This is a genomic window from Bdellovibrio sp. HCB2-146 (assembly GCF_047345725.1).
Taxonomy (GTDB): Bacteria; Bdellovibrionota; Bdellovibrionia; order Bdellovibrionales; family Bdellovibrionaceae; genus Bdellovibrio.
Genome location: NZ_JBLEQP010000001.1, coordinates 1,982,019 through 1,994,191 on the forward strand (window position 1 = coordinate 1,982,019; position 12,173 = coordinate 1,994,191).

At 44.2% G+C, this 12,173-nt stretch carries 14 protein-coding genes; 3 read left to right on the forward strand and 11 right to left on the reverse strand.

Going from position 1 to position 12,173, the window contains the following annotated elements; translation table 11 throughout:
* Window positions 1–12 precede the first annotated feature (12 nt).
* The 3 genes from ACLWOR_RS09695 to ACLWOR_RS09705 all read left to right on the forward strand — a co-directional run bounded on the left by ACLWOR_RS09695 (window position 13) and on the right by ACLWOR_RS09705 (window position 3,617).
* On the forward strand, window positions 13–1,296 hold the full coding sequence (locus tag ACLWOR_RS09695; protein ID WP_413940500.1) for a flagellar hook protein FlgE: 1,284 nt from the start codon (window positions 13–15) through the stop codon (window positions 1,294–1,296).
* Window positions 1,297–1,549: 253 nt separating this feature from the next.
* On the forward strand, window positions 1,550–2,224 hold the full coding sequence (locus tag ACLWOR_RS09700) for a response regulator transcription factor (protein ID WP_413940501.1): 675 nt from the start codon (window positions 1,550–1,552) through the stop codon (window positions 2,222–2,224).
* Window positions 2,205–3,617: an ATP-binding protein gene (locus ACLWOR_RS09705; RefSeq protein ID WP_413940502.1), complete on the forward strand. Its 1,413-nt coding sequence runs from the start codon at window positions 2,205–2,207 to the stop codon at window positions 3,615–3,617. Before ACLWOR_RS09700 ends, ACLWOR_RS09705 begins: the two co-directional genes overlap by 20 nt.
* Here ACLWOR_RS09705 and ACLWOR_RS09710 read toward each other — a convergent pair.
* The 11 genes from ACLWOR_RS09710 to ACLWOR_RS09760 all read right to left on the reverse strand — a co-directional run bounded on the left by ACLWOR_RS09710 (window position 3,614) and on the right by ACLWOR_RS09760 (window position 12,133).
* Window positions 3,614–4,051, reverse strand: coding sequence for a choice-of-anchor D domain-containing protein (locus ACLWOR_RS09710; RefSeq protein WP_413940503.1), 438 nt, complete (start codon window positions 4,049–4,051; stop codon window positions 3,614–3,616). The genes ACLWOR_RS09705 and ACLWOR_RS09710 overlap by 4 nt on opposite strands.
* 91 nt (window positions 4,052–4,142) lie before the next feature.
* Window positions 4,143–4,856: an ABC transporter ATP-binding protein gene (locus ACLWOR_RS09715; RefSeq protein WP_413940504.1), complete on the reverse strand. Its 714-nt coding sequence runs from the start codon at window positions 4,854–4,856 to the stop codon at window positions 4,143–4,145.
* Window positions 4,853–5,626: an ABC transporter ATP-binding protein gene (locus ACLWOR_RS09720; protein ID WP_413940505.1), complete on the reverse strand. Its 774-nt coding sequence runs from the start codon at window positions 5,624–5,626 to the stop codon at window positions 4,853–4,855. Before ACLWOR_RS09720 ends, ACLWOR_RS09715 begins: the two co-directional genes overlap by 4 nt.
* Complete coding sequence (locus ACLWOR_RS09725; protein WP_413940506.1) at window positions 5,607–6,578, reverse strand: branched-chain amino acid ABC transporter permease; 972 nt, start codon at window positions 6,576–6,578, stop codon at window positions 5,607–5,609. The genes ACLWOR_RS09720 and ACLWOR_RS09725 overlap by 20 nt, the downstream gene beginning before the upstream one ends.
* Window positions 6,578–7,480, reverse strand: coding sequence for a branched-chain amino acid ABC transporter permease (locus tag ACLWOR_RS09730; RefSeq protein WP_413940507.1), 903 nt, complete (start codon window positions 7,478–7,480; stop codon window positions 6,578–6,580). The genes ACLWOR_RS09725 and ACLWOR_RS09730 overlap by 1 nt, the downstream gene beginning before the upstream one ends.
* 8 nt (window positions 7,481–7,488) lie before the next feature.
* Window positions 7,489–8,610 (reverse strand): ABC transporter substrate-binding protein, encoded by a 1,122-nt coding sequence (locus tag ACLWOR_RS09735; RefSeq protein ID WP_413940508.1) that lies wholly within the window; start codon window positions 8,608–8,610, stop codon window positions 7,489–7,491.
* An 84-nt stretch (window positions 8,611–8,694) separates the two neighbouring features.
* Window positions 8,695–9,684 (reverse strand): 6-phosphofructokinase, encoded by a 990-nt coding sequence (pfkA, locus tag ACLWOR_RS09740; RefSeq protein ID WP_413940509.1) that lies wholly within the window; start codon window positions 9,682–9,684, stop codon window positions 8,695–8,697.
* 85 nt (window positions 9,685–9,769) lie between these two features.
* The gene (locus ACLWOR_RS09745; RefSeq protein WP_413940510.1) at window positions 9,770–10,042 is read right to left on the reverse strand and encodes an HU family DNA-binding protein; all 273 of its coding nucleotides are present in this window, start codon (window positions 10,040–10,042) and stop codon (window positions 9,770–9,772) included.
* A 141-nt stretch (window positions 10,043–10,183) separates the two neighbouring features.
* Entirely contained in the window at window positions 10,184–10,423 is a 240-nt protein-coding gene (locus tag ACLWOR_RS09750) for a DNA gyrase inhibitor YacG (protein WP_413940511.1), read from the reverse strand.
* A gap of 54 nt (window positions 10,424–10,477) precedes the next feature.
* A complete protein-coding gene (locus ACLWOR_RS09755; RefSeq protein ID WP_413940512.1) occupies window positions 10,478–11,185 on the reverse strand; it encodes a lipoprotein in 708 nt (235 codons plus the stop codon).
* A 195-nt stretch (window positions 11,186–11,380) separates the two neighbouring features.
* Window positions 11,381–12,133 (reverse strand): prolipoprotein diacylglyceryl transferase, encoded by a 753-nt coding sequence (locus ACLWOR_RS09760; RefSeq protein ID WP_413940513.1) that lies wholly within the window; start codon window positions 12,131–12,133, stop codon window positions 11,381–11,383.
* Between the last annotated feature and the right edge of the window lie 40 nt (window positions 12,134–12,173).

Consider the following 12,173-nt stretch of genomic DNA (forward strand, 5'->3'; position numbering starts at 1 on the left):
CATGGAGGTCACATGGGTATTCTTTCGTCATTGTACACGGGTGTTTCCGGTATGACTGCACAAGGTGAAGCTTTGGGCGTTATCGGGGATAACATCGCCAATGCTAACACGACAGGTTTCAAAGCGTCTCGCGCTGAATTCCAAGACATCATCTCTAAAAACTTAAAAGGTATTCTTGGTGGTAACCAAATCGGTCGTGGTGTGAAGATCGGTGCCGTTAATCCAATCCTCACTCAAGGTAACGTAGATGCGACAGAAAAAGTAACAGACCTTGCGATCTCTGGTGACGGTTACTTCAAAGTTAAAGGTTCAGACGGCGAGTCTTACACTCGTGACGGTTCTTTCCACTTTGACCGCGAAGGTTACTTGGTAACAAACGACAATCAAAAAGTTCAAGGTTTCGCGACAGACGAAAAAGGGAATATCGTTAATAAAATGACGGATATCAAATTCCCTCGCGCTTTGATCCCAGCGAAAGCAACTAAAGAATTGAAATTGGATTTGAACTTAGACTCGCGCATGGAAGCGACTAAGAAATTCGATATGAAAGATCCATACTCTACATCTCATTACTCAACTGGTATCGAGATGTACGACTCTCAAGGTAACAAACACTTGGTAAGCTTCTTCTTCAATAAAGTAGCGGACCGTCAATGGGAATTCAAAGGTCTCGTAGATGGTAAAGAAGTATCTGGTGGTGAAGAAGGCCAATTGTCACAAGTATGTGCGGGTAAATTGACGTTCACAGTTGATGGTAAATTGGACAGTCAAGAAACAACTGAATCAAACTTCAACTTCACTGGTGGTGCTTTGCAAAACCAAGAAGTGAAATTGAACTTCGGTGACGCTATTAAAGATGGCGGTAAAGGTTTGGACGGTACGAAACAGTACGGTAAAAACTCGGACCTGATCTCATGGCACCAAGACGGTGCGGCTGCTGGTACAATCACAGGCTTGTCTTTCAATGACGAAGGTATCTTGACTGCGGTTTACTCAAACGGACAAGCAGCTGACTTAGCACAAATCGCTCTCGCGAAGTTCGAAAATCCAGAAGCTCTTTTCAAAGTTGGTAACAACCGTTTGAAAGAATCTAGAGATTCGGGAACTGCTTCTTTGGGTGGTCCAGGTGCTGCGGGTCGCGGTAAATTGTTCGCAAAATCTCTTGAGAGATCAACAGTAGATTTGGCGACAGAGTTCGTAAACATGATCCAAAACCAACGTGGTTTCCAAGCCAATGCGAAGACAATCACGACGACGGATGAACTTTTAAACGAAGTTATCCAACTTAAAAGATAATAAATAGCTAAGATAAACCATGTCGAAATCTAAAGGGCACCCTGACCAGGTGCCCTTTTTCATTTGGCAAGAACGATTAAGGTGGACATCGGTTTTAACTTTGCAATCGTTTGTCTTAGGTCAATTAAATGTCTGTAATACTGAGTAATTTAGGGTACATAAGTAAAAATGCGCCTTTTGTTTAGCCACAAATCTGATATAGACTAGGCACACAAATACAAACGGTTCTAATTAGTAATAAAGGTGACCCACTATGAGATGCTTAGTAGTTGAAGACGATAACGAAATTGCAACGATAGTTAAACAAGGCCTCGGAGAGCTTGAAGGCGAAGTAGATGTAGAGTCGAACGGTCGCAGAGCTTTTGAAAGAGCTGTTACTAACCATTACGACATCATAGTTCTCGATTTAATGTTGCCGGAGATGGATGGCTATACATTTGCAAAGTCTCTTCGCGAAAAAGAAATCAATACACCAATCCTTATCCTTAGCGCTCTTCGTGAACTCGACGATCGTCTAAAAGGTCTTTCAATGGGTGGAGATGACTATCTTACTAAACCCTTCGCGATGGCTGAATTGCAAATTCGCGTAAAGAATCTTTTGAAACGCGCGCAAAAAGCCTCGGAAGTCACACAATTGATTTTTCAAGATTTGAAATTGAATCGTTTGAATCGTGAAGTGATCCGCGCAGGTCGTAAGCTTGATTTACAAGAAAGAGAATTCGTTCTCTTAGACCTCTTCATGAGCAATCCAAACAAGATCATCGGAAAACAAACGATTCTAAAAGAAGTTTGGAATTATGATTTCGATCCTCAAACAAACGTGGTAGACGTATTAGTATGCCGTTTGAGAAACAAATTGGAGAAAGATTTCCCTACACGACTTATTTATACAGTCAGAGGTGTAGGATATGTTCTTAAGTCGTCTTAAGCCGACGCTCTTCCGAATCAGCACCAAGTTAACGCTCGCGTATTCCTTGGTGTTGATTCTAAGTTCCACGCTCATCTTTAGTTTCCTCTATTTTCAAATTACTCGCGCTCTTGAAGGGCAAGAGAAAGCACTTCTTGAATCCAAGCTTGAAGAGTATCGCAATCGTATTGAAGTTCGCGGTTTAGAAGAATTCCGCGAATACTTTATGTACATTCCAAATTACGACCGGGACGCAGCTCTTCTAGTGCAAGTGTTATCGCCAACGGGTGAAACTATCTTCGGGCACGAGCCTTTTCCGAGTTTTCAGATTCAAATGAATTTGGTGCAAACGGAAATTCTCAAGCAACGTGCCTCGACGTTTTCAATGCAACTTCCTGAAGTCAATGGTCGCGATTCAGTTCTGATCTTGGTCAAAACTCTTAAAGACGGCCAGCGTTTGGTCGTAGCGAAAAGCACAGAGAGCCTCGGAAATCAAATGCGCAACCTGCAAAAGATTTTCTGGTGGTCGCTTTTGCCAGTCTCGCTGATTGGCTTCCTCGGCGGGTTGTTCCTTTCTAACAGAACTCTCAGTCCCGTGCGTGAGCTGATCACCTCGATAAAAAAAATCGATGGCGGCTCTCTTTCTACCCGTGTGCAAATCGGTGGTAGTGATGATGAGCTTGAGGAGCTGAAACTTCTTTTTAATAATATGCTCGATAAAGTCGAAGGACTGGTGAGTGGCCTGAAAGAAGCTTTTGATCACTTAGCCCACGATATTCGTACTCCAGTGACACGTTTGCGGGGACGAGCTGAAATTGCTTTGACGAGCGAGGGTGATCTTGAAACTTACCGCGAAGCTTTGCAAAGCTGTTTTGAGAACTCAGATAAAATTTTAAATTTCTTGCAAGTTCTCACCGATATTACAGAAGCCGAAAACCGCAGTAAGCGCTTAAAATTAGAAAAACATTTTATCAGCGACTTGGTTCGAGAAATCATGGAACTTTATGAGATGGCCTTTGAAGAAAAAGATATCAAAGTTCATTTGAATCTGGATTCCCATGATTGGGCGTTGGTGGATTCGCGTTTGATAAGTCGCGTGATCGCAAATCTTTTGGATAATGCGCATAAGTACACACCTTCAGGTGGTGAAGTGACGATTGAAACAATCAATCAGACTGAGAGTGTGATCCTGCGTGTGTCGGATTCGGGACCAGGAATTTCTCAAGAGGAACAGTCGTTGATTTGGCAAAAACTTTATCGCAGCGATAAGAGTCGAACTGAATATGGTATGGGCCTCGGTCTGACTTTTGTGAAAGCGGTCGTTGAGGCCCATGACGGAAAAGTCTCTGTGCGCAGTCCTGGTAGGAATGGGATCGGCACAGAGTTTGAAGTGTTCTTGCAAAAAATGTCTTAGAAATCAATACCACCTCTGCGTACGCCACGTCCGCGGAGGTCAATCTCGATATCAGAAGCTCCAGTCAATTCAATGTTGAGTTCTGCTTGGTACCGACCTGTATCCATTGGGCGGAAACGAACGCGGATACGACAGCCTTGGCCTCGTAGTAAAAGTCGCGGGCAGTTGTCGTTTTCGTGAAAGGCGTTGTCGCCATCTAGATCAATATCATTAATATAAACCGGAATACGTCCTCGGTTTCTTAAAGTGAAAGTTGCTGACTCGGAGTTGCCAACTCGCACTCTGCCGAAGTTATAGTTATAGTGCTCTTGAACATTGACGTCATCACCATCAATGTTCACCTCGTATTCTTGTTCTGCTGCTGGCGTAACGTCAGCTGCGAAGGTAGCCATCGGTAAAAGAGACAAAATAGAGACAATTAAAAATAGTTTCATCTGAAACCTCCTCGTGTGGAACCCATCTTCGAGAAGTCTTTCAGGTGAAGCAAAAATTTTCGGAGTGTTTTGGTTCAATACAAAAAAGGCACTAGACGCCAAGATACGATTTTCGTACCTCATCGTTGTTCAACAAATTTTGAGCAGAGTCTTGCATAACAATGCGACCTGTTTCGAGAACATAAGCACGATGTGAAATTTTAAGCGCCATGCGTGCATTTTGCTCAACGAGTAAAATTGTCATTCCTTCATGATTCAATTTTTTAACAATTTCAAAAATCTGCGAAACGATAATAGGAGCGAGTCCCAATGACGGCTCATCTAGAAGCAAGAGTTCAGGCTTGCACATCAATGCTCTGCTGATCGCAAGCATTTGTTGTTCACCACCAGAAAGGGTTCCCGCCATTTGCCATAGACGTTCCTTCAAGCGTGGAAATAGTTCTAGGCACATATCAAAATCTTTAAGAATGCCGGCTTTATCTTTGCGAGAGTAAGCTCCCATTTCTAAATTTTCACGCACTGTCATTTGCGGGAAGACACCGCGACCTTCAGGTGACTGAGCGATGCCAAGTCCAACACGTTTATGAGTGGGAACTTGTGAAAGGTCTTGGCCTTTAAAGGAAATCTGACCTTTGGTTCCAACGAGCCCAGAGAGCGCTCGAAGAGTTGTCGTTTTGCCAGCGCCGTTTGCTCCGATTAATGAAACCACTTCGCCTGTTTTTACTTCAAAGCTCACGCCTTTAAGAGCATGAATGGCGCCATAATAAACTTCTAAGTTCTGTACTGTTAACATGGGTGAGCTCATGCTTCTTCTACTCCAAGGTAAGCTTCGATAACTTTTTGTGAGCTTTGAATGCGCGCTGGAGCGCCTTCCTCGATCTTAACTCCGTGATCCAGAACAACGATGTTTTCGCAAATGCCCATGACAAGCTTCATGTCATGTTCAATCAATAACACCGTCAGCTTAAAGCGCTCGCGGATCTGGGCAATAGTTTCCATCAAGTGATGCGTTTCAGAGTGATTCATTCCCGCGGCAGGCTCATCGAGCATGATAATCTTGGGATCAGTCGCCAAAGCGCGCACGATCTCCAGTTTTCGCTGTTCTCCATAAGGCAAAGAAGAAGCCAGCTCATGAGCTTTATTTTCGAGGGAGAAAATTTTCAGCAAATCAAACGCTTTATCGTGCAGTGATTTTTCAGCTTGCAAAAAATTCTTCGTCTGAAAAAGCGTATCGAAAAGCCCATAGGTCACGTGTTGGTGAGTGGCGATCAAAACATTTTCAAGAACGGTCAGATCTTTAAATAAACGGATGTTCTGAAAGGTACGAGTCACTCCGAGTTGGGAAATCTCGTAAGGCTTAAGGCCTTTTAAAGATTTTCCCTCTAAAAGAACTTCGCCCGATGTCGGTTGGTAGACTCCTGTGAGCATGTTAAACACCGTCGTCTTACCCGCTCCATTAGGGCCAATAAGACCCATCAGTTGACCTTTTTGAACTTGGAATTGCAAAGAATCAACGGCCTTGAGACCGCCGAATTGCATCGTGATTTTTTGCGCCTCAAGAAGAACGTTTGACATATTTTCTCCAAAGATCCGAGATTTCTAGACCACCGAAAAGACCTTGAGGACGCAGAATCATCACAAGGATCAAAGACAAAGAGTAAATAACCATACGTAGATCAACACCAGTTAGATCTTGTAGGGGACGCAGAAGCTCCGGCAAGATTGTCACAATAATGGCTCCGACAATAGAGCCCGTCATCGATCCCATGCCTCCCAAAACAACCATGATCACCGCATTTACGCTGGTTAAGAAACCAAATGAAGAAGGATTGATGAAGTTTGTGAAGAACGCGAAAAGGCCACCAGCAACACCGGCAAAGAAACTTGAAAGAACAAAGGCTTTCACTTTCATTTGTGTCGTGTTGACACCCATGGCTTCAGCTGCGATTTCATCTTCACGCACGCTTAAAAAACCGCGACCGTAGCTAGAACCCATCAACCGCCAAATTGTAAAAAAGCAGATCAGAAGCCAAATGGAAGCAAAAAGGAAGGAACTCAAGAAAGGACCGATGCTAGGAATTCCTGAGAATCCGCGGGGACCACCGAGTGTATCCATATTGAGTAAAGCCACGCGAATAATTTCACCAAAACCTAAAGTCACAATCGCCAGGTAATCACCTTTTAAACGCAACGAAGGAAGGCCCACCAGTAGACCGGCAAATGCCGCGACAATTCCGCCACCACAAACATAAGCAAACAACTCAACAGTACGAATGCTTTCAGGTAACAGGTGCAGGCGATTGGAAGCAAACGCCGTAAAGTAAGCCCCTAAAGCCATGAATCCCGCATGGCCCAAAGAGAACTGACCTGTGTAGCCGTTGACGAGATTTAAACTCATCGACATTAAACAATTCACAGCTACAAAAAGGGCCATCAACTGAATATAAGCGTTAAAACCAAAATCAAAAACTAAACCGAGAAGAGCCAGAGCTATTAAAGCCAAGACTGGATTTTTAAACGCCCGCATTATACCTTCTCCACGGAATATTTACCCAAGAGACCTGCCGGTCTAAAGATCAAGATCACAATCAAAATACCAAATGCGAGAGCGTCGCGATAAGTACTTGAAATATAAGCAACGACCATTTCCTCTGAGAGTCCCATGATCAAGGCACCTAAAACGGCGCCACCCACGTTACCGATGCCTCCCAGAACCGCGGCAACGAAAGCTTTCATCCCAATCATCATTCCCATCAAAGGATCAATCTTAGGATATTTCATTCCGACGAGAACGCTGCCGATGCCTGCTAGCGATGAGCCGACGATGAAGGTAAAGGCGATGACTTTGTCAGGGTGAACGCCGAGCAAACTTGCAACTGAAGAGTTGCTGCTGACGGCCCGCATAGCTTTACCGATTTTTGTTTTATAGATAAGAAAATCCAATCCCAACATCGCAATCACACTGACCGCAAGAACTGTGACGTCAAAAGATTTGATTTCAACCGGTCCGATAGAAAAGATCACAAAATCTTTCATGACTTCAGGAAAAACTTTGGGATCTGCTCCAAAGACAACCTGGGCTCCGTATTCTAAGAAAAGACTCACGCCGATAGCAGTGATTAAAACATTGAGTTTTGGAGATTTTCTCAGAGGACGGTAAGCAAAACGTTCGATCAAAAGTCCTAAGAGGCTGCATGCGGCCATGGCGATCACAATCAGCATAATAAGAGTTCCGATTCCAGGTTGCGCTTCGACTCCGAGGAGTCGAGCTGCATAGTAGGTTGCAAACGCGCCGATCATATAGACGTCGGCGTGCGCGAAATTGATCATGCGAAGGATTCCGTACACCATCGTATAGCCAAGAGCAATAAGAGCGTAAATGGATCCAAGACTAAGGCCATTAATGATGTGTTGTACGAAATCCTGCATGTCGATCCTTATGGAGTCACTGTCGTAATATATTTACGGTTATTGCCTTCTACTTGAACAACGACCGCGCTCTTCACAGCGTCACGGTTTTCATTCAAAGAGATTTTACCAGTCACACCTACAAAGTCTTTTGTTTTTGCAAGTTCATCACGGATTGCTTTGCCGTTAATTTCCGGAGCACGCTCAAGAGCGGCTGCCAAAATACGAGCAGCATCGTAACCAAGAGCTGCTAGAGCATCTGGAGTCTCATTGTATTTCGTTTTGAATTTTTTGATGAACTCAGTCACTGCAGGATCTGTTGATTCAACAGTGTAGTGGTTTGAGTAGTAAGAACCGTTGATCGCTTCTTTACCGATTTCAGAAAGCTTGTCGCTATCCCATCCGTCGCCACCCATCAATGGAACTTTCAAACCCAATTGACGTGCTTGCTGAGCGATCAAGCCCACTTCCGTGTAGTAACCAGGAACATAAATGCCTTCTGGGTTTTTAGAGCGGATTTGAGTGAGTTGCGCTTTGAAGTCAATATCGCCAGCTTGGTAAGAAAGATCGGCAACAATTTCGCCACCGCGTTTTTTGAATTCAGCTACGAAAACATCTGCCAAACCAACACTGTAGTCATTTTTAACGTCGCGAAGAACAGCAACCTTTTTCATTTTCAAAGTTTCGTTAGCAAACTTTGCCATCACGAAACCTTGGAAAGGATCAATAAAGCAAACGCGGAAAACATAATCGCCGATTTTAGTTACATCAGGATTTGTTGAAGCCGGAGAGACGAAAGGAACTTTATGTGATTGCGCAATTGGAGCTGCTGCTTTAGAACGACCGCTCGCCACACCACCGATGATTGCTGTTACGTTGTTTTGCGTGATTAAGCGAGTTGTTGCAGAAGCCGCCTCTTCATTTTTACCTTGGTCATCCAAAGTGATCAAAGCAAGCTTTTTACCTTTGATACCGCCAGCCGCATTGATTTCGTCAAAAGCCAAGCGAACACCTTTGTTCGTGCTTAGACCGAAAGTCGCATCGCTGCCGGTAAGAGAATCGTATTCTCCGATAACAATTTCATTTGTTTTCTTAGTGCATCCACCAAGGAGCGGAAGAGCCAAAAGGGCTGCTAATAGAATTCGTTTCATCATGACCTCATTTCAGAATTTGAATTTACAACATAATTGAGAATTCAAGGATCGCGAGACGAGGTCAAGATAAAACGTGAGGTTTTACGTAGCTAAAATGTTGGCGAGCGAGAGTAAATCTATCTGAGTTTTTCGTTCGTGTTTTGCAACGAGGTCCAAGGGAACTTGTACTAGGCGTTCACCCTCTGTTCCAATCATGATATCGCAATAACCTTTGAGCAAAGCATCAACGGCAGCTGCTCCCATGCGGCTTGCAAGGATGCGGTCCGCAGCCGTCGGAGAACCGCCACGTTGTTGATGACCGAGAATGCAGACTTTTGCATCCATTCCCGATTTTTTACGGATGGCATCCGCCAAATCGTAGGCGCGTCCCGGCTTTTGACCTTCAGCGGTGATTAAAATACTGCTAGTTTTCCCTCTGGAGATTGCATCTTTGATACGATCAACAGCTTTCTCCACAGTGGTGTTGCCTTCGGGAGTGAAGATCTCTTCAGCGCCACCAGCAAGGCCCACGTGCGAAGCAATAAAGCCCGAGTTTCGACCCATCACTTCCACGATGAACAAGCGATCATGAGAAGCTGCCGTATCACGAATGCGGTCAATTGCATCGAGCGCAGTGTTCACAGCCGTATCAAAGCCGATGGTTTTATCACTTCCAAAGATGTCGTTATCAATAGTGCCTGGAACACCCACAGCAGGAATTTGTTGTTCTTCCCAAAGAGCATGAGCACCTCGGAACGAACCATCACCCCCGATGCACACCAACGCATCAATGCCCGCTGCGCGCAAATTTTGCGCTGCTTTTTCGCGCCCTTCAGGTTTCATAAATTCAGTGGAGCGAGCTGTTTTCAAAACAGTTCCGCCACGCTGAATGATATTTGCCATATCGCGAAGCTGCAAAGGTTGAATATTGTTCTCTAGCATTCCCAGATAGCCGGCATGAATACCGTAAACTTCTAATTTTTGAGCAATTCCCACGCGGACAACAGCGCGAATAGCTGCGTTCATTCCGGGAGCATCACCACCACTAGTAAAGACACCGATTCTACGAATTTGTTTTTGAAATTGAGCCATGGAAAAAGGCTACTATCAGATGCACAAAAAAGAAAGGGCCGACCCGAGGGTCCGCCCTTTTTACTTCAAACTAAGTAATTAAAAACTACTTAACCAAAGATTTGAACTCAGAACCAGCGCGGAATTTTGGAGCCCAAGAAGCTGGGATTTTGATTGCTTTACCAGTTTGTGGGTTGCGACCAGTGCGAGCTTTACGTTTAGCTTTTGTGAAAGTGCCGAAACCAACAAGTTTCACATCGTCACCTTTTTTAACTGCTTTTTTGATGTTCTCAACAGCGCAGTCAAGGATAGCTTCAGCTTGAGATTTAGAAACGTTTGTTTCAGTCGCGATTTTTTCGATCAGTTGTGCTTTGTTCATGTTGAACTCCTCTGATTTTTTCGACACGTGTATGTGTCATTTCGTTGTGTTTGAATCGTGATGATTAATTTCCGTCATCCAATGACGTGCTCATCTCAAATCAAAAATGAGTTTTCGTCAACAGAAATTGCGAGACGCGCTCTAGCTCTGCGTTCCGGGATCTTCTTCGTCGTAAATATCTTCCGGTGAACTTAAAGGATCACTTGAAGAGGGGGAGACAGGAATCTTGTATGAACCATCGGCCCATGCACCAAGATCAATCAATTTGCATCGTTCCGAGCAAAATGGTCGAAATTTATTTTCAGTTGAGTACACAGTCAAACGCCCGCATTGCGGGCATTTTGTTTTTTTAGGTTGTGAAGTTGAATCTGAAGAATCCATAATTCGGGATTATTCTCTGAGTCTTGCCGAGAGAGCAAGACGCAGAGCTTTGTATTAATATTTGTAGATCGTTCCAGTTGCAAAGACGCGAGCAGGGTTGATGGAGTTTGAACCCCAAGCCAATTGGTATTGCAATTGGTTTTGGCTCAAGTTGCCTTCTTTGATAATGATTTGGAGCATATATCTTCCGTAATTTTGACGAACTTCAAAACCTTTACAGTCGTTGATCACATTCACTGTTGAACCACTGAAAGTAGCGCCGTTGTTGTACGGCCATCCAAGTCCAAGTGATCCACCGTACTGCCATGCACTGTTAGCAACGTATGCTGCTTTCGCGTACACAGTCATTGTTGATGGAACCGTCAATCCTTTTGTAGAGCAGTATTGATTCGCTGCTACGTTAAGATTTGCGATGATGGCGAATTCAAATTTTCCTGGCCACCAGTTTTTGCAATCAGACCATCCAGTTGAGTATTTAAATGTACAAACACCAAGTCCTTTTTCAAGGAAGTCTTGATAAGCGGCGACGTCACTCACTTGGAAATATCCAGGAGCATTGTCGCATCCGTATGTTGGATAAGAACAGTTTGTTACGCCCCAGCGGGAGTTTTGATTGACGATTGTTCCGCCTGGGTAAACGCATTGTCCGTTTTGGCAATTCGGATAGACACCTACGTTATTGCTAGAGCCGCTATCGCTACCACAAGCTGCCAGCCAGAACACCGACGCTACTGTTAATAATGTTGCGATAAACTTTTTCATAGGAAACCTCTCTCTTGATATTCCTTCTCAACCGTAATCATTTCACTGATCGTGCCATCGCTAGAGAGAGGCTTTACTGCATTAAATAGCAGCGGGTAAAAACTGCCTGTCGAACTTTCAGAAGTTGCAGCCAATTTGTGTCTCTTTGGGTAGTTATTGGACGAATATTCTCAATATGAGATTGGTTTCAATCGTTTAGCGAAGTGGCGCTTTGCGCGTGAGCAGAAATACAGCAAGGCCGATCAAGATAAAGCTGATCCAGCTTGAAATCGAAATACCTACAGTAGGTCCTCTGAAGTCATCACGGAAGTGTTCCATAATGAGACGGCCAACTGCGTGGAGAATCAGCCATATATAAAAGACAGCGCCTTGTTTTTGAAGAGCCGTCCATTTTCTTTCTTCTGGTTTTTGTTTTTCAAGACCCAAGATAGTGATCAAGGCGCCTATTTCAAAAATAATCGCATAAAGCTGAGTAGGATGAAGGCCACTCACGGCCCACGGAAGGTCACAAGATTTTCCGTAACAGCAACCAGTCAAGAAGCAACCCACGCGCCCCAATATATAAGACAGCGACATCACTGGAGCGAAAAGATCAAAATAAGATTCCAGATTTTTTGGTGACTTTATATATAGGAAAATGGCTGCAGAAAAGGCCGCAAGTAATGCGCCTCCATAATAAACGAATCCACCCTCCCAAAAATAAAAAACACGTTCGGGATTCTCGCGGTAGTAGTCGAAGTTTTCGTAGAGAATATGAAACAGACGTGCGCCAACAAAACTTGCCACCATGACAATCAGACTTAGGTCGAGAGCGATTGTCCGCGAGAGATTGAAACGGGATGCGCGATAGTAAATCCAAGCAAGGGCCACGCAAACAGCGAAGCTGATCACTAAAAAATAAGTTGGAATATTGAATCCCGGAAGGATCGTTATATTCGGAAGCAGCACAACCCCCCTGATACCGACGATAGACTTAATTTTCTTAGTT